Origin of the sequence: Plantactinospora soyae (assembly GCF_014874095.1) — a bacterium.
Lineage (GTDB): Bacteria > Actinomycetota > Actinomycetes > Mycobacteriales > Micromonosporaceae > Plantactinospora > Plantactinospora soyae.
The window spans coordinates 1,664,908-1,680,322 of sequence record NZ_JADBEB010000001.1; the positions used below are offsets into that span (position 1 = coordinate 1,664,908).

The 15,415-nt window shown below is 69.3% G+C and carries 17 protein-coding genes and 3 tRNA genes; 11 read left to right on the forward strand and 9 right to left on the reverse strand.

Annotated features, from left to right (window positions below; genetic code table 11):
* The first annotated feature begins 20 nt into the window (after nucleotides 1–20).
* On the forward strand, nucleotides 21–1,637 hold the full coding sequence (locus H4W31_RS07375; protein ID WP_192765974.1) for a bifunctional 3-(3-hydroxy-phenyl)propionate/3-hydroxycinnamic acid hydroxylase: 1,617 nt from the start codon (nucleotides 21–23) through the stop codon (nucleotides 1,635–1,637).
* On the opposite strand, the gene H4W31_RS07380 is transcribed toward H4W31_RS07375, so the two are convergent.
* Nucleotides 1,634–2,611 (reverse strand): phytoene/squalene synthase family protein, encoded by a 978-nt coding sequence (locus H4W31_RS07380; RefSeq protein ID WP_192765975.1) that lies wholly within the window; start codon nucleotides 2,609–2,611, stop codon nucleotides 1,634–1,636. The two genes, H4W31_RS07375 and H4W31_RS07380, sit on opposite strands and share 4 nt — an antisense overlap.
* 41 nt (nucleotides 2,612–2,652) lie before the next feature.
* Between H4W31_RS07380 and crtI the strand changes: the two genes are divergently transcribed.
* The 7 genes from crtI to H4W31_RS07415 all read left to right on the forward strand — a co-directional run bounded on the left by crtI (nucleotide 2,653) and on the right by H4W31_RS07415 (nucleotide 7,377).
* Nucleotides 2,653–4,272, forward strand: coding sequence for a phytoene desaturase family protein (gene crtI / locus H4W31_RS07385; RefSeq protein ID WP_404825565.1), 1,620 nt, complete (start codon nucleotides 2,653–2,655; stop codon nucleotides 4,270–4,272).
* Complete coding sequence (gene idi, locus H4W31_RS07390; protein ID WP_192765977.1) at nucleotides 4,269–5,000, forward strand: isopentenyl-diphosphate Delta-isomerase; 732 nt, start codon at nucleotides 4,269–4,271, stop codon at nucleotides 4,998–5,000. The genes crtI and idi overlap by 4 nt, the downstream gene beginning before the upstream one ends.
* Nucleotides 4,990–5,982, forward strand: a complete 993-nt coding sequence (locus H4W31_RS07395) for a MerR family transcriptional regulator (protein WP_192765978.1) — start codon at nucleotides 4,990–4,992, stop codon at nucleotides 5,980–5,982. The genes idi and H4W31_RS07395 overlap by 11 nt, the downstream gene beginning before the upstream one ends.
* A 92-nt stretch (nucleotides 5,983–6,074) precedes the next feature.
* Nucleotides 6,075–6,866, forward strand: coding sequence for a polysaccharide deacetylase family protein (locus H4W31_RS07400; RefSeq protein WP_192765979.1), 792 nt, complete (start codon nucleotides 6,075–6,077; stop codon nucleotides 6,864–6,866).
* A 138-nt stretch (nucleotides 6,867–7,004) separates the two neighbouring features.
* A tRNA-Glu gene (locus H4W31_RS07405) sits at nucleotides 7,005–7,077 on the forward strand.
* A 45-nt stretch (nucleotides 7,078–7,122) separates the two neighbouring features.
* Nucleotides 7,123–7,199 (forward strand) — tRNA-Asp (locus H4W31_RS07410).
* 104 nt (nucleotides 7,200–7,303) lie between these two features.
* A tRNA-Phe gene (locus tag H4W31_RS07415) sits at nucleotides 7,304–7,377 on the forward strand.
* Nucleotides 7,378–7,526: 149 nt separating this feature from the next.
* Here H4W31_RS07415 and H4W31_RS07420 read toward each other — a convergent pair.
* Entirely contained in the window at nucleotides 7,527–8,177 is a 651-nt protein-coding gene (locus H4W31_RS07420) for a tyrosine-type recombinase/integrase (protein ID WP_192765980.1), read from the reverse strand.
* 309 nt (nucleotides 8,178–8,486) lie between these two features.
* On the opposite strand from H4W31_RS07420, the gene H4W31_RS07425 reads away from it, so the two are divergent.
* Entirely contained in the window at nucleotides 8,487–8,798 is a 312-nt protein-coding gene (locus tag H4W31_RS07425; protein ID WP_192765981.1) for an HD domain-containing protein, read from the forward strand.
* Nucleotides 8,799–8,994: 196 nt separating this feature from the next.
* Here the strand turns inward: H4W31_RS07425 and H4W31_RS07430 are convergent, their stop codons facing one another.
* Together H4W31_RS07430 and H4W31_RS07435 are read right to left on the reverse strand one after the other, a co-directional pair.
* Nucleotides 8,995–9,189, reverse strand: a complete 195-nt coding sequence (locus tag H4W31_RS07430; RefSeq protein WP_192765982.1) for a hypothetical protein — start codon at nucleotides 9,187–9,189, stop codon at nucleotides 8,995–8,997.
* A 409-nt stretch (nucleotides 9,190–9,598) separates the two neighbouring features.
* A complete protein-coding gene (locus H4W31_RS07435) occupies nucleotides 9,599–9,760 on the reverse strand; it encodes a hypothetical protein (RefSeq protein WP_192765983.1) in 162 nt (53 codons plus the stop codon).
* An 800-nt stretch (nucleotides 9,761–10,560) separates the two neighbouring features.
* On the opposite strand from H4W31_RS07435, the gene H4W31_RS07440 reads away from it, so the two are divergent.
* Nucleotides 10,561–11,055 (forward strand): hypothetical protein, encoded by a 495-nt coding sequence (locus H4W31_RS07440; RefSeq protein ID WP_192765984.1) that lies wholly within the window; start codon nucleotides 10,561–10,563, stop codon nucleotides 11,053–11,055.
* 7 nt (nucleotides 11,056–11,062) lie between these two features.
* On the opposite strand, the gene H4W31_RS07445 is transcribed toward H4W31_RS07440, so the two are convergent.
* The 3 genes from H4W31_RS07445 to H4W31_RS07455 form a co-directional block, all read right to left on the reverse strand.
* Complete coding sequence (locus H4W31_RS07445) at nucleotides 11,063–11,398, reverse strand: hypothetical protein (RefSeq protein ID WP_192765985.1); 336 nt, start codon at nucleotides 11,396–11,398, stop codon at nucleotides 11,063–11,065.
* Nucleotides 11,395–11,655, reverse strand: coding sequence for a helix-turn-helix domain-containing protein (locus H4W31_RS44700; RefSeq protein ID WP_192765986.1), 261 nt, complete (start codon nucleotides 11,653–11,655; stop codon nucleotides 11,395–11,397). The genes H4W31_RS07445 and H4W31_RS44700 overlap by 4 nt, the downstream gene beginning before the upstream one ends.
* Before the next feature lie 178 nt (nucleotides 11,656–11,833).
* Nucleotides 11,834–12,130 (reverse strand): hypothetical protein, encoded by a 297-nt coding sequence (locus H4W31_RS07455; RefSeq protein ID WP_192765987.1) that lies wholly within the window; start codon nucleotides 12,128–12,130, stop codon nucleotides 11,834–11,836.
* 152 nt (nucleotides 12,131–12,282) lie between these two features.
* On the opposite strand from H4W31_RS07455, the gene H4W31_RS07460 reads away from it, so the two are divergent.
* Entirely contained in the window at nucleotides 12,283–12,519 is a 237-nt protein-coding gene (locus tag H4W31_RS07460) for a hypothetical protein (protein WP_192765988.1), read from the forward strand.
* A 733-nt stretch (nucleotides 12,520–13,252) separates the two neighbouring features.
* Here H4W31_RS07460 and H4W31_RS07465 read toward each other — a convergent pair.
* On the reverse strand, nucleotides 13,253–13,804 hold the full coding sequence (locus H4W31_RS07465) for a GNAT family N-acetyltransferase (RefSeq protein ID WP_318783069.1): 552 nt from the start codon (nucleotides 13,802–13,804) through the stop codon (nucleotides 13,253–13,255).
* Nucleotides 13,805–13,813: 9 nt separating this feature from the next.
* On the reverse strand, nucleotides 13,814–15,025 hold the full coding sequence (locus H4W31_RS07470; protein WP_192765989.1) for a helix-turn-helix domain-containing protein: 1,212 nt from the start codon (nucleotides 15,023–15,025) through the stop codon (nucleotides 13,814–13,816).
* Between the last annotated feature and the right edge of the window lie 390 nt (nucleotides 15,026–15,415).

The following is a 15,415-nucleotide window of genomic DNA, read 5'->3' on the forward strand; positions in this document are numbered from 1 at the left end:
CCACGGGGAGGCACCTGCCGATGACCGACGTCGATGTACTGATCGCCGGGTACGGGCCGGTCGGCGCCACCCTGGCCGCACTGCTGGGCCGACGGGGTGTCGCCACGATGGTGGTCGACCCCGGCGGGGAGCCCTATCCACTGCCCCGGGCCGCCGTGCTCGACGCCGAGGTGCTGCGGGTCCTGGTCGGCCTGCCGGGCGCCGCCGACCTGGGCCGGTGGGCGGTCGAGGTGCACCACTCCCGGTTCCTGGCGCCCGACCGTACGGTGCTGATCAGCATGTCGCCGGTGGCCAGCGGGTTCGGGCTGCCCGCCGCCGCGCTGATCGATCAGCCGGAGCTGGAGGCGGCGCTGCGGGAGGGCATCGACACGCTGCCCGGCGTCACGGTGCGGCTCGGCCGCTCGGTGGCCGCCCTCGAACCGGCCGGCGATCACGTCCGGGTGGGACTCGACGACGGTACGACGGTGCGGGCCCGCTGGGTCGTCGGCTGCGACGGGGCCTCCAGCACCGTACGACGCCTGGCCGACCTGCCCTTCCACGGCCAGTCGTACGCCGTGCCGTGGCTGGTCGTCGACGCCGAGACCGACGAGACCGACGTCGAGGCGTCCACCTCGATGGTGCTCGATCCGCGCCGGCCGCTCGTCACGATGGCCAGTGCAGGCCGACGCCGCTGGGAGTGGATGCTGCATCCGGGCGAGGACCCGGCCGAACTCGGCGCCCCGGAGTCCGTCCGCCGACTGGTCGCCGGCTGGATCGACCCGGACACGATCCGGATCCGCCGGGTGACCGTCTTCACCTTCCACTCCCGGCAGGCGACGCACTGGCGCCGGGGCCGGATCCTGCTCGCCGGTGACGCGGCGCACCTGATGCCGCCGTTCGCCGGACAGGGCCTGGCCAGTGGCATCCGGGATGTCCAGAGCCTCGCCTGGCGGCTCGCCGACGTGCTCGGTGGGCTCGCCGACGACGGGCTGCTCGCCGGGTACGAACGGGAGCGGCGGCCACACGTCGCCGAGTTGGTCCGGGTGAGCCTCGGGGTCGGCCGGGTGCTCCAGACCGGCAACCGGGGGCTGTCGGCCGTACTCCGGTTGCTGATCCGGGCCGTGGCCGCGATCCCCGGGATGCCGGCCCGGGCCGCCCGACAGGGCCGACCCCGGCCGGCGCTGCCGAAGGGCACCGGAGGCGTGCTGCCCGGCGCCGGTCGGATGCTGCCCAATCCACTGGTGGGAACCGTCGACGGCGGACCTGCCCGAGCGGCTGCTCCGGTGGGAACCGTCGACGGCGGACCTGCCCCGGCGGCTGCTCCGGGTGGGCCGGACGGACCGGTCCGGCTCGACGAACTGCTCGGGCCCGGCTGGGCGGTGATCGGGCTCGGCTGCGATCCGCTGGCCGGCGCCGACGCCGCGGCACTGGCCTGGGTCGACGCCCGGGCCGCGGTGACGCTGACCACCGGTCGGGCGGACGACCCGCGCCGGCCGGACAGCCGCTGGATCGAGGACGGCACCGGCGCGCTCGGTGCCGGTCCGGCCGTTCTGGTGGTACGCCCGGACCGCTTCCTGCTCGGCAGCCTCCCGCCGCCGCTGTACGGCCGGGACCTCGACCGCGCGATCCGCAGCCTCGGCGGAACCGGCGAGGGTTAGGGAGTCGTCGCGGTGGTGCGGCGATCGCGGTTCGGCGCCCCGGCCCGGGACATCCGGCGCCACGGCTCGCCCGGCGACCCGGGTACGGCCACCGGGGTGCCGGTCGGGGTGAGCAGGGCTCGGGCCACGACCGCCGCCCGGCGTCGCCGGGGCACCACGGCCCGGCGGGCGAAGACGTCGTACCCGGCGGCGATCACCTCGTCGAGAATGCCGCCGTACAGCACGTAGGCGGTGCGGATGCAGGACTGCGACGCGGGGGCGAGCAGGGTGACGCCGGGCGCCGCCGCCCGGTAGTGGGCCCGGGCGCGGGTCACCTCGTACTCGATCAGTTGCCGGATCCGGGGCGTGACGGCCCGCCGCCCGGCGGCGGCGACCAGGTCGGCGTGGGTGACGCCGAACGCCGCCAGGTCCTCGGCCGGCAGGTAGACCCGGCCCCGGTCGAGGTCCTCGGCGACGTCCCGGATGAAGTTGGTCAACTGGAAGGCGAAGCCGAGTTGCCGGGCCGGCTCGCGGGCGGCGGCCGGATCGACGCTGCCCAGGATCGGCAGCATCATCGTGCCGATCGCGGCGGCCGAGCCGTCCATGTAGTCGAGCAGGTCGGCGTAGCGGGGGTAGCTGGCGACGGTCAGGTCCATCGCCATGCTGCGCAGGAACGCCGCGAAGTCGGCCCGGTCGAGGTCGAAGACCGCGATGGTGTGCAGGACCGCCGGCAGCAGCGGGTCGTCCACCCGTTCGCCGCCCAGTCCGGCGAGGAACCGGTCGGACCAGTCGGCGAGCCGGGCGGCGCGCATCTCCGGCGACAGCTCGCCGGTCTGGTCCACGATCTCGTCGGCATAGCGGGTGAAGCCGTAGAGGGCGTGCACATGTCGCCGTTTCCAGGCGGGCAGCAGCCGGGTCGCGAGATAGTAGGTCCGGCCGTGCCGCCTGTGCAGCTGGCGGCAGCACTCGTAGGACCTGCCGAGACTGGTGTCCACCGACCCCCCTGGACTGATCGACGCATCAATCGACGCAACTCGTGGTCCTAGGGTACGCTCGACCCCGGGTCCGAGGAAGTGGTTCCCGGCCCGCCACATCCATCCGGCGCGGCGGTTGCCCAGGTCAGGGTCACCGTGAGCGCATGATGTGGACGGCGTGGAGGAGGTGGCGGGTGCGGACCGTTCCTGGACGGACCGATCGGGTGGTGGTCGTCGGTGCCGGGCTCGGCGGGCTCGCCTGCGCGCTGCACCTGGCCGGCGCCGGCCGGCAGGTGACCGTCCTCGAACGCGAGTCCGGGCCCGGGGGCCGGGCCGGACGGCTCCGCCTCGACGGGTACGAGTTCGACACCGGCCCGACCGTGCTGACCATGCCCGACCTCATCGCCGAGGCGCTGGCCGCGGTCGGCGAGGAGCTGACCGACTGGCTCGACCTCGTTCCGCTGGACCCGGCCTACCGGGCGCACTATCCGGACGGGTCCACCCTGGACGTGCAGACCGACACGACCCGGATGGCCGGGGAGATCTCCCGGGTCTGCGGCCCCCGGGAGGCCGACGGATACCTGCGGTTCGTCGACTACGCCCGCCGGCTCTGGCAGCTCGAACGCACCGACTTCATCGACCGCAACCTGGACAGCCCGACCGACCTGCTGACCACGAACCTCCTCCGGCTGATGGCGGCCGGTGCTTTCCGGCGGTTGCAGACGAAGATCGACCAGTTCTTCGCCGACCCCCGTACCCGCCGGATCTTCTCCTTCCAGGCCATGTACGCCGGCCTCGCCCCGCACGACGCGCTCGCCATCTACACCGTGATCGCCTACCTCGACTCGGTGGCCGGGGTCTACTTCCCACGTGGCGGTATCCACGCGGTGTCCCGGGCGATGGCCGACGCCGCCGAGAAGCACGGCGTCCGGATCGAGTACGACACCACCGTGACCCGGGTGGAGACCTCGGCGGGCCGGGCCACCGGGGTGCACACCGCCGACGGCACGCGGGTGCCGGCCGACGTGGTGGTGCTCAATCCCGACCTGCCGATCGCCTACCGGGACCTGCTGCCACCCGCCGGGCGCCCGCGTCGACTCCGCTACTCGCCGTCCTGCGTGGTGCTGCACCTCGGCTCCCGGCAGGAGTACCGGGGGATCGCCCACCACAACATCCACTTCGGGCGGGCCTGGCGGGGCACCTTCGACGAGGTGATCCGGCAGGGCCGGCTGATGTCGGATCCGTCGCTGCTGGTCACCAACCCCAGTCGTACCGACCCGTCCGTCGCACCGGAGCACCGGCACAGCTACTACGTCCTCGCTCCGGTACCCAACCTCGACCGTGGCGCCGGGCTCGACTGGCGGGGCGGGCTCGCGCAGCGGTACGCGGACGAGTTGCTGGCCACCCTGGAGCAGCGCGGCTACCTCGGCCTGGCCGACAGCGTGGAGGTCGCCCGGATCGTCACCCCGGCCGACTGGGCCGACTCCGGGCTGGCCGCCGGTACGCCGTTCGCCGCCGCGCACAACCTGACCCAGACCGGCCCGTTCCGGCCGGGGAACCTGCACCGCACACTGTCCAATGTGGTCTTCGTCGGCTCTGGTACGCAGCCAGGGGTGGGGGTACCGATGGTGTTGATCTCCGGAAAGCTCGCCGCCGCCCGGGTGACTGGAGGTGGCCGATGACGTCGGACCGCGACACCGCGGACCGGGAGACCTCGGATCGCGAGGCGCACCTGGTCGAACTGGTCGACGAGGCGGGGAAGCCGATCGGCGCCCGGACGGTCGACGAGGCGCACCAGCTCCCGGGTCTGCTGCACCGGGCGTTCTCCGTGTTCCTGGTCGACCCGGCGGGACGGGTACTGCTCCAGCAGCGGGCCGCCACCAAGACGCGCTTTCCGTTGCGCTGGGCCAACAGCTGTTGCGGGCACCCGGCCCCCGGCCAGTCGCTCGACACCGCCGCCGGCCGGCGCCTGCACGAGGAACTCGGCGTCAGCGGGGTGCCACTGACCGAGATCGGGGTCTACCTCTACCGGGCGGAGGATCCCGAGACCGGCCGGGTCGAATTCGAGTACGACCACGTGCTGCGCGGGGACTTCGCTCCCGACCGGTCGGTGCTGCCCGACCCCGACGAGGTTGCCGACCTGCGCTGGATGCACCCGGACGAGCTGCGCGCCCAACTGGACGCCGATCCGACCGCGTACGCACCCTGGCTCGGCGGCGTACTCAGCCGACTCCGCCACCCCGAGGCGGTCCCACCGGCCCCCGAGCCCGCACCACCCGCCGCCGTACCACCCGCCGCCGGGCCGTCCGCCACACCGTCGCGGAAGCCCGGAAACGACGGACGGTGGCACATCCGGAGCGCCACCGGTTCGGAGGAGGACAACCCGGCGGAGCGGTCGGGTGGCCGATGACGGGCTGAGCGCCGGAGCCGTCGCCCGACGGCTGGGCGTCGCCGTCACGACCCTGCGAAGCTGGCACCAGCGGTACGGGCTGGGGCCGAGCCGCCACGTGCCGGGGCAGCACCGTCGCTACACCGCCGAGGACCTGCTCCGGCTGGAGGTCATGCGCCAACTCACCACCGACGGGGTCACCCCCGCCGAGGCGGCCCGCTGGGCGCGCGGGACTCCGGTCGTACCGGGGACTCCGGTCGTACCGGGGGCTCCGGTCGTACCGGGGGCTCCGGCGGGCCCGGTCGTGGCCGGCGGGGAGCCGGGGTGGGAACGGCCGCCCCGGGCCCGTGACGGCGGAGGTGCGGTCATTCCGGTGGGTCGGGCGGGTCCGGCCGCCCGAGGACTGGCCCGCGCGGCCGTCCGGCTCGACGCGGAGGCGATGCGGGCGAGCATCGCCACGGCGGTCGACGCCCGAGGTGTCATCGCCACCTGGGAGAGCATCGTCCTACCGGTCCTGGTCGGCGTCGGCGAACGGCACGCCGCCAGCGCCCGATTCATCGAGGTGGAACACCTGCTCTCCCGGTGCGTGTCGGAGGTCCTCGCCGCGGTGCCCCGGCCACCCCGTACGCACGCCCCGACGCGGATCCTGCTCTCCTGCGCCGACGAGGAACAGCACACCCTTCCGTTGGAGGCCCTCGCCGCCGCGCTCGCCGAGGCCGGCCTGCACTGCCGGCTGCTCGGCGCCCGGGTGCCGGTGACCGCACTGGTCGAGGCGGTCGGCCGGACCGCTCCCGAGGCGGTCGTCCTGTGGTCACACGCCCGGCACACCGCAGACCCGAACCAGCTGACGACACTGCTCTCCACGCCCCGGCGCCCGGTACTGCTGCTCGCCGCCGGGCCGGGCTGGTCCGCCGGGGCGCTTCCGACCGGCGTACGCGTGCCGGCGACGCTGGCCGAAGCGGTCGCGCTGTTGAGGGACGTACCCGGGTCTTCGGGACGGTAAGCAGAAACTACGGAGCAATCGGTACACCATTGCCGCCCGCGCTCCGCTAACGTGGGGCAGCCGTAACCCGAAACCCCCTCGGGAGCCGCCCCATGATCAGACGTGCGGCCCTGGCAGCCGGTCTCGCCCTGCTGGTGCTGGTCACCGGCGGTTGCGCGGGCGACGAGCCGCCGCCCAGGAGAGTGCTGGACTATCCACCGATCCCGGTCGAGACCACCGTGACCCCGTCGGCCTCGCCGACCCCGCCGAAGACCGGCAAACCGACCAAGAAACCCGCCACGCGCGGCACCGTCGGGCCGCTGAACACCGTGCGGCTGACCGGGGCACGAGGCGTCGCGCTGACCTTCGACGACGGACCGCACCCGGAGTGGACGCCGAAGGTGCTCGACATACTCCGCCGGGCCAAGGTACGGGCCACGTTCTGTGTGGTGGGAGTCAAGGCCCGCAAGTACCCCGCGCTGATGGCCCGGATCGTCCGCGAGGGCCACACCGTGTGCAACCACAGTTGGAATCACGATCTCCAGCTCGGAAAGAAGACCAACGCGCAGATCCGGGAAGACCTCCTGCGGACCAACCGGGAGATCCGGCGGGCGGTGCCGGGCGTACGGGTCCCGCACTATCGTCAGCCCGGCGGCAAGTGGACCCCCGGCATCGTGGCGGTGGTCCGGGACATGGGCATGCAGCCGCTGCACTGGGACGTCGACCCGGCCGACTGGGACGACACCAGCACACCGGAGATCAAGAAGCGGATCGCCCAGCAGGCGCGGCCCGGTTCGATCGTGCTGATGCACGACGGCGGCGGTGACCGGAGTCGCACCGTCGGCGCCTGCCCCCAGATACTGACCTTCCTGCGGCAGAAGTACGGCATCGTACGGCTGCGGTGAGGTTGTTTGGGGTTGTTTGTCCCACTGGCAATACCGGTTTGGTCCGTCGGCAGGGCATCACGTATGCTTTCGAAGCCTCCGGCGGGGCCGGATGGGAGCACAACCGCTGAAGTTGTCATGTGCAATGATGGCGGGGCCGCCCTCATCGTCTAGCGGCCCAGGACGCCGCCCTTTCAAGGCGGTAGCACGGGTTCGAATCCCGTTGGGGGCACGACCCCGGTTTCGACCGGGTAGCAGTTGCAGTTGGTAAGAGCAAGGTCCTGTGGAGCAGTTGGAGTGCTCGCCGCCCTGTCAAGGCGGAGGTCGCGGGTTCAAGTCCCGTCAGGACCGCCAGCGCCGGCCGCCGCGCGTACGTACGCGCGGCGTTCTGCGTTTCGGAGCAGGTTACCCAGTCGGCGCCGGGTGCGTCGGACAGGTAACATGAGCCGAGCAACCCGGGCCAGGTAGCTCAGTTGGTACGAGCGTCCGACTGAAAATCGGAAGGTCGGCGGTTCGACCCCGCCCCTGGCCACATAGCCTTTCGCCGGGCTATCAGAGCGCCTACCAGCGGAAACGCAGGTGGGCGTTCTTCTTTTCCGGGTGACAGACATAGATCATTCATCGTTGTCCGGCCCCGTCTAAGGCGCGATTGCTAGGAAGTTGCTAGGGATCTTGCTTTGGTCAAGCTGAGACCGAGTGGCGAGGTACCAAGGCCGCAGCCTTCTCCGAGACGCCCTGCTGGGCAACCTCGAACAACGAACCGTAGATGTCCGAAGTGACTCCGATCGAGGCATGCCCCATCATCTTCGACACCACGGAGATGTCTGCCCCGGTCGAGATCAGCGCGGCAGCCCGGAAGTGCCGCAACGTGTGCAGCGTGGCTGGCATGCCAGCGCGCCGACACATCCGGCCGACGATCTTCGTCACGGCGTCGGGGTGAAGTGGCTCCCCGTTCTCCCTTGTGAAGACGTAGCCGCCGTCAGCGTATGCAGGACCCCAGGCAAGCCGTTCCTTGCGTTGTGTCGTGCGCCACGTCTTCAGTGCTCCGGTCGCGCCGCCATCGAGATAGACGACCCGGTCCTGCCCGGCGTCGCTCTTGGCCTCGCGTTCGCTGACCTGGTAGCCCACTGAGACTCGTTGGCGGTTCACCTGCAACCGACCAGTGTCGAGGTTGACGTCGGTCCACTTGAGCCCGCATAACTCGCCACGACGAAGCCCGGAGTAACCACACAGCAAGACCAGCGGGTACAGCTCATTTTCCATCGCATCCAGGAAGGCGCCGTACATCTCGGGGGACGGCGGCTTGACCTTCCTCCGCTCGACCTTGGGCAACTTGGCGTCACCTGCCACATTGCGGGGTACGAGATCGGGCACAGCATCGCCGAGCGCACCCGAGATGCAAGCATGGATCCGAGCGATGCTCGACGGGGCCAGGGGGCGTGGTACCGCAACCCGCTTCGGTGGGACCATCCGCACTTTGCCGGCCGCTCGCCTACGTGCGTTGGCGTTGTCCGCCTCAGCTCGGTAGGCGAGGTTCCTCGCCGTGGCTGCCTCAATCTCGGCTGCGCGTTCTTTCACGATCTCTTCGTAGAACCGCGTCAGGTCGAGTCCGCGTAGCTCCAGTGCGCTCCGGCCGCCGACGTGGCCGAGAAGCAAACGGCCAACCTGCCGGCGAATCTTGCCGGCCCGATCCGGGACCTGATCGCCGAGTTCGAGGCGAAGGAGACACCGGAGGCGCGGTGCGCGAAGGATGCGGACAAGATCGAGTGTTTGTTGCAGGCTCGGGAGTACCAGGCGCAGGGGTATCGGCTGACGCAGCCGTGGGTGGACACGATGGTCGCCGCGGTGAAGACCGAGTCCGGCCGTCGGCTGGCCGAGGCGGCGGTGCGGGTACCGGTCGACGAGTGGTGGCGCGACATCGTGTCGTCCTATGGAACTCGGCCAGCGTCATGAGTCCGGCGGATGCTCCGGCGTCGACCAGGCGCGGCGGTCGACGCGTTCGAGGAAGTCTGGCGGGAGGGATCATGAACGAGCCCCCGAACCGGCGGCCTCGGGGCTACGGGAGCGGGTCGCCAAGGAAGACCAAACGCACCCGGGGCAGCCCGGACTTGCGTCTAGGCTGCCCCGCTGACGCTTCTGGCAGATATGGCTACTGACGACGTTGCGGCGCCGTACGAACACGGCGACGGAGGGCGACACCGGCAGTGCTCAGGGCGGCCACTGTGATCGTACTAATGGCGACGATGGCGGCCTGCCCAATGTGCTCGGTTGCGCCAACAGTCAGGCCCACGATCGCCAGTACGGCAATAATCGCCACGGTGACCATCGCGACCAGCCAGCGCACCACAGGCACGTCTGGCGTGCGCTGGCTCGGTCTCTTACGCCGGGCTAGGGTAGACATTTGTCCTGGCCTTTCTGACGGAGGCTGGATCCTGTGGCTCTCCGGTGACGGCCGGAGAGCCACGTTCTTTGAACGGTAGGTAGGGAATCAAATGTGCTTGCGGGCGGGGGTAGTCGCTACCCGAGCAGGATTGATGCCCAAGAATCACGATGTTCGAATACGGACAAAAAAGTGTGTCCGGATCGAGGGTCAGTCGTTTCTTCGATGAACCCCTATGTCTTAGTCCAGGTTCTCGACTAATTGCCCGGATGGGACGCGAATTGTCCGGGCGATTAGTGAGTCGCATCACACCCAGACTCAAGGATTTCCTGCACCTGCACCTGCACCCGACTCTCCGCCCTTGCCTCGACGCTCATCGCTTCCCTGATAACTGTTGTACCAGGCGGTGAACCCGTATCGCGTTGATTGCCGGATCGACCCAGGTAAGCGCATACCGTCCGAAATCCTGGATCAACGCGCCGTGCAGCAACGGGTCCCGCATCGCCCGGTCGACCTTGGCCAGTTCCTCGACCATCCGCGGCGTCGACAGCAGCCAGGTCGGGCTACGCGGCGCTGAGGCCATCGCTTCCCCGGGTGGTGAAGTGATCCGCGCGGACGACCTTCTCAACCGTGGTCGAGACTGCCACGGTTGCCCCAGCAGATTGGGGAGCAACCATCTCCGAGAAGGAGACGGTTGCCGGCGCCGGTAGGCAGCGTGACCAGGCCATTTCGCGGAGGTGGGAACTGGGCCGTCACTGTGGCGTCTGCCGTAGTGACCGGTTCGCCCGAGTTCCCGGCGCCGGGAAGCTTGCAGGTTGACCTGCGGATATTTGCAACCCTCTTTGAGAGGCGCAAACCCCGGGCCCAGCGCGCCACCAGCGAAAACGGATGGTGCCACCAGCGGTTTCCGCCCGGACCGGGCCCGCCTTCTCTCGGAAGAACGCCGAAAGAGGCGACCGATGCGGCGCGCCGCGCCGCCGACCTCTCCGGCGACGTCACCGCGATGGTCGGCGGGAAATTCGTGGCGGCAACCACTCGCGTTACGCCAGTGGTACCCACTCGCCGCGCACCCGTCCGACCAGGCTCTTTGCCGGTGGCGGCAAGAACTCCGACCAGTTCCCGGCGCCTAGCAAGTGGTCACGGGGTTGTCGGGTAGGCGACTGCGGGCCGGTCGTTGATGGGCTCCGCCGGAAACGGAAGGATGCATCCATGACCTCTTCGGGCCTCCCAGCAGACTTCTACGACAACAAGGTTGCCCCCCGGCCCTGCTCCCGGCCACCAACATCGTCCGACACACACCCAAACCATGCGCGACCAGTCGGCGCCGACCTCGAAATGATCCAGACCTACGCGTCCGATTACGACGTGGCCAGGGACAGCAGCGGACGCATGCAGACGATGAACATGCGCCCCTTCCTCGACGCGATCGCGGCCAAGCATGACGAATGTCTTCCCTGCCAGGAACACCACATCGGACTGATCGCCGCCGACCCGGCACTCACCACCCACGTCGTGGGCGTGGGTCTGCTCAACCTCGGCATTCACGAGGCGTCTGCCCGACAACTCCTGCAACACATGGACCCGGATGGGTGTGCGATCGCGCTGGTGATCCGAAACCGCGGTCTGCTGCCGGCGGTGGAGTTGACTCGGTCGAAAACAGTGCAGCAGCGGCAGTCGCTTGCGCGCATTGTGCTGAACAACGCGATCGTCGCCACCCAGTGGTTTGACATGCCGGTATCAAATCTGTGTCCGCCCGGGGTGGTCCGCCCGACAGGTCACCTAGGCGACGAGGAACTAACCTCTGGCTTGAGAAGCGAGGGGCATCTGTGATCCATCATCAACGGTGGCCCGCCCGAACGATGCCCGTACCTCGCCGAGGTGAGCGGTTGTACCGGATAACCTCGTCCAGTTCACGCGCCTCGCGTTCGGCTGCGGTCTCCCGTTCGGGGGAGCCGGCAACCGTGTAACGGGCGATCAGTGCGTCGAGTTGAGGACGCGTGAAGCTGTATGAGCCCTTGCGGCAGACATGATCGATGACGCCCGCGCGACAGTCGTCGAGGAGCGACCGTTCCGACCAGCCGGTGCGCTTGGCAACCTCGGCGAGCGGGATGAGCAGGCGATCATCGTCTACCGGAGCATCTAGCTTGTTCCTTGAACGGGGCGGCCGGCTCATGGGCGACTTATCACGGACCTCGAAGACCCGACTGACGGTCGAGTAGACCGCCTCGGCATGTGTGCAGCCGCCGTCGAGTCGCGCTCGTTGACGTAGTCGTCAAGGGCTGACTCTCGAATCCGCAGCCGTGCACGCTGGCCCGTCTTCGCGAGGTTCACGTACGGCAGCACGCCGTCCCAGACGAGCCGGTAAACGGTCATCTTGTGGTTCGACAGTCGCTCGGCAGCTTCGGCGACGGTGAGGAGCCGGACACTCATGCGGCTCGCCCGCCCGGGTCAGCATCCCCTGGTGCAGGCGGCGGCGATGGCGGGTTCAACAGCACGGACAGGCGGGCAAGCATCTCGTCGTCGACCGGCCAGTTCGCAGCGGTCTCGGCGGCGATCCGCTTCATCTCCTCTTGAAGGCGCGGGTCGTCCGACGCGTAGTGAGTCATCCTCAGGACCGCTGGCCAGCCGTCGAGCGCCCGGAGTAGCGGGCCAGCCGCCTCCGGGTTGCAGCTTTCGCCTCGGCCAGGTCGTCGAGGGGCTCTAGTTCAGGCTGCGCGGGGGAGGCTACCTTCACCGTCCGCTGCGCGAGCAGTTTCTCGACTTGAACTCCGGTCATGCCCCGCCGGATGCGTATGGTGCCGGCGCCCCTCGCGGTGTGTTCGATGCGTCCGTGACGACAGCCGTTCTGGATCGACCTCAGTGACAGGCCGGTCATCTGGGCGACCTCAAACAGGGTGTGGATCATGGATTCCTGCTGCCCGGCGCCGGTGCGCTATGAACGCCCGTGCGATCTTGATCACGTGAAGGACGTCCTAGCCACTTCTGGCGAAGTATCCGATTAATGGACCTCAGAGTGTTGCCGCCGTAAGTACAGCCATGCCGTCTGACATCCCTGACTTGACCACTCCGCTGGAACTCGTTACGTCAGTTGAAGGCTCCGACGTCCGTGTCCGGCTGGCGGGCCGAACGGTCAACCATGGTGTCCTAGCAGTAGGGCATCACGACCCGTACAAGGTGCAAGAGCGTCTGCACAATCAGGCGCTCGATGCGCTGGCAGAGGCAATCAAGCATGCAATGCACCCCGAACTTTGGGAGCACAACCGCCAACTGATGAAGCGACAACAGTCGAGGTGACGAGACAACCGGGTGAGGCGCCCACATGGCGAGGTCAGGTCCAGCCCACGTGAGATGTCCGCTCGGTCGGGCCACTACCCGCCGAGTTGGACTCTCCGCCAGTGCATCCGGCAGGACACTCGGATCCGGCCGTGGGAAGAAGTCGCCGGCCGGGGAACCACCGAGCGGGCGCGGACGCGAGCCCGCCGGCAGCTCCGACGCTGGGGATCCGGCGCCTGACGGACACGGCTGAACAACGCAGCGAGAAACAACCGCTAGGGATCTTGCTAGGGAACAACGCCGTACCGGGGTCAACTGACCCCACTGAGGCCGGATGGAGTGCCCACCAAGCCGCATGGTGGCGTGCGCCAACCAACAGGGCCAGACCAAGCCGGATGATCTTCGTGACACTGAAAATCGGAAGGTCGGCGGTTCGACCCCGCCCCTGGCCACATAGCCTTTCGCCGGGCTATCAGAGTCGCCCCCACCAGTGGAAACGCTGAATGGGGGCGACTCTATTTCTGCATCTGATCCAGGCCGATGCACATCCACCGGCCGCGCTTGACCTCCATCGCCACATCCACGTACCCGCCGGTCGTCGTGACTCTGGCGTGCCCGCCCCAGGCCCTCCTGCACGATCAGGTGCGTCGCCGCACGATGGCGAGCCGCGTGCAACCACAGCCGTTCGACGCCTGCCGGGAGCCGGTTGACGAGCTCGCCCTGCGCCTCGACCCGCACCAGCGGCCCCGGACCGTCAGTCGGTCCCGGGCCGCCGACCGCGAATCGCCGGCAGTGGCAGCACGAGCAAATCCATGGCAGGCCCCCACGGCAGCCGCGAGGCGCCGACCTTCCGCCATCCGGCCCGCTCGTAAAGGCGCCGGGCAAGGGATCGCGGGTCGGATGCGAGAGTTGCCCACGCCTCGGGTCGACTGGCGAGAAGCCGCCGCATCATCTGGGCGCCGATGCCCTGCTGACGGTGGCCCGGGTGCACGATCCACTCCATCACCGCGAACTTCGCCACTGCGAGCACTTCCGGATCGGGGCCGGCGTCGGCGCGGGACCACCACTCGCCAGCCGGCATCGTCCACCCGTACGCCCCGCCCACCAAGTCTCGGTCTCGGTGGGCGGCGACGACACTGAACCCGGGCCGCGTGGTCTCCTCGGGCAGCTTCTCCGCAAACACGGCCACCTGCTCCGGCCCCTCTTCGTAGGGCGGTTCGGCGTAGACCGTCGCATATAGATTGACGAGGGCAGGAATGAGCGGCGCTGCGGCGACACCGGTCAACGTGGTGTGATCGACGGTCACCGGGGGATGCTAGCCGTCGAACCGGGCCGTCAGCTCCCCGAACACCGGCTGCCGCCGCTCCGGCGCTGGCACGACGGCCGCGACCTGCCGCGCCACCGCGTAGACCACCTGGTTGTGTTGCTCCGACGGCAGACCGTCGATCACGTCTGCCGCATACCGCAGCCCGTCCGAGACGCACCCGCCCTTGATCAGGCACGTGGCCCGGTGCAGTTGCACCTGGGTGCGGAGACGAACCTGGCTGGCCGGATACAGTTCCAACACCCGATCCTGCGCTGCCTCCGCCTTGGCCAGGGCCCCGGTGTGGGTGTGAACGTACGACTCGGTGTGCCGTAGCCGATGTTCCGGCCACCCCCACAAGGACTCGACCTCGCCGACAACCGCTGCGGGCAAGCCCTCGGTGACGTCGGCCAGTCGTTCGACGGTGGCGGTCGCCTCGGTGTGTCTGCCCGCCCGGGCGAGGGCTTGCGCCCGTCCGGCGAGCAGGCCGCATGTAGCGGCGGTCGGTCGATCATTGGCCAGCGGCAGCGCCTGGTCCGACACGGCGATTGCCTGGTCGAGGGGCCGCCCGTCGTAGCACCCGTTGACCACGTTCCACGCCCATGTCAGTACCCGCGCATCTGGGTCCCCGGATTCATCGGCCAGCCGGTCCGCAGTCGCCCACCACCTACGCGCCAGGTAGGGCTGCCCGGACGACACCAGCCCGAGCGCGACGATCACGGAAAGCTGCCCGGCGACCCGCAGCAGCGCCGGCCGCCGGGCCGTGGTGTCGGCGGCGAGCACGGTTTGCAGCACCGCCAGATCAGCGGTGACCTGCTCCATCAGCTCGTCCGCCGCGGTCGTGTAGAAGGCGTACCCGTAGTCGGTGACGATCTGCTCCCACTCGTCGACATGGTTGCGGACCGCCGCGCTGAGTCCGTGCCGCAGTGCTTCGAGGGTTACCGCTGCCGGCCCAGTGCTCAGGGCCATCGCGCCGAGTGCCCTGAGGACGCTTCGCCTCCGCATGTCTGCCTCGCCCGATTCCCGCTCGAATGCAGCTACCAGGATGCCACCGGCGTCGAGGGCCCGATCGCAGGCGGCGGCGAGGTTGGCGGACGCCTGACGTGCGCCTCGTTCGATCTGTCCGAGGTATCCAAAGTCCCAGTTGACCAGCGCAGACATGGCACGGAGGGACAGTCCACGGCTGACTCTCGCGTCGCGCAAGGCGGACCCAAAGGCGGACATTTCTGCATCCCATCAGGGTGTGGGCCGTCATGTGGGCCCACTGCTCACGACTGTCTGTGCGTAACGGTAGCGGTGACGCTACGTCTGTGTCGCCGATCGATCGGATGACACGCAGAGATGGACGCGGTGACACGGCCGAGGGCCTGTCGATGTACGTAGGGTCCGCGTCCTGGCCGGTCCGGGGTTGCTCCCCCGTGCAGCCCCGGACCGGCGCCGGCTCAGGTTGAGAGTGGCGCTCCGTGACTGGATCTCCGGGGCGCCACGTACCGGAAGGGGTGGCGCACCGATGGACCCGTGGACCCGATGGCAGGAAGACCAGTCGATTGAGCGGCAGCATCGTGGCGGCGGACGCTGCACCGAGTGCGGTCGCCGAGGCGGGTGCCTGGCGCT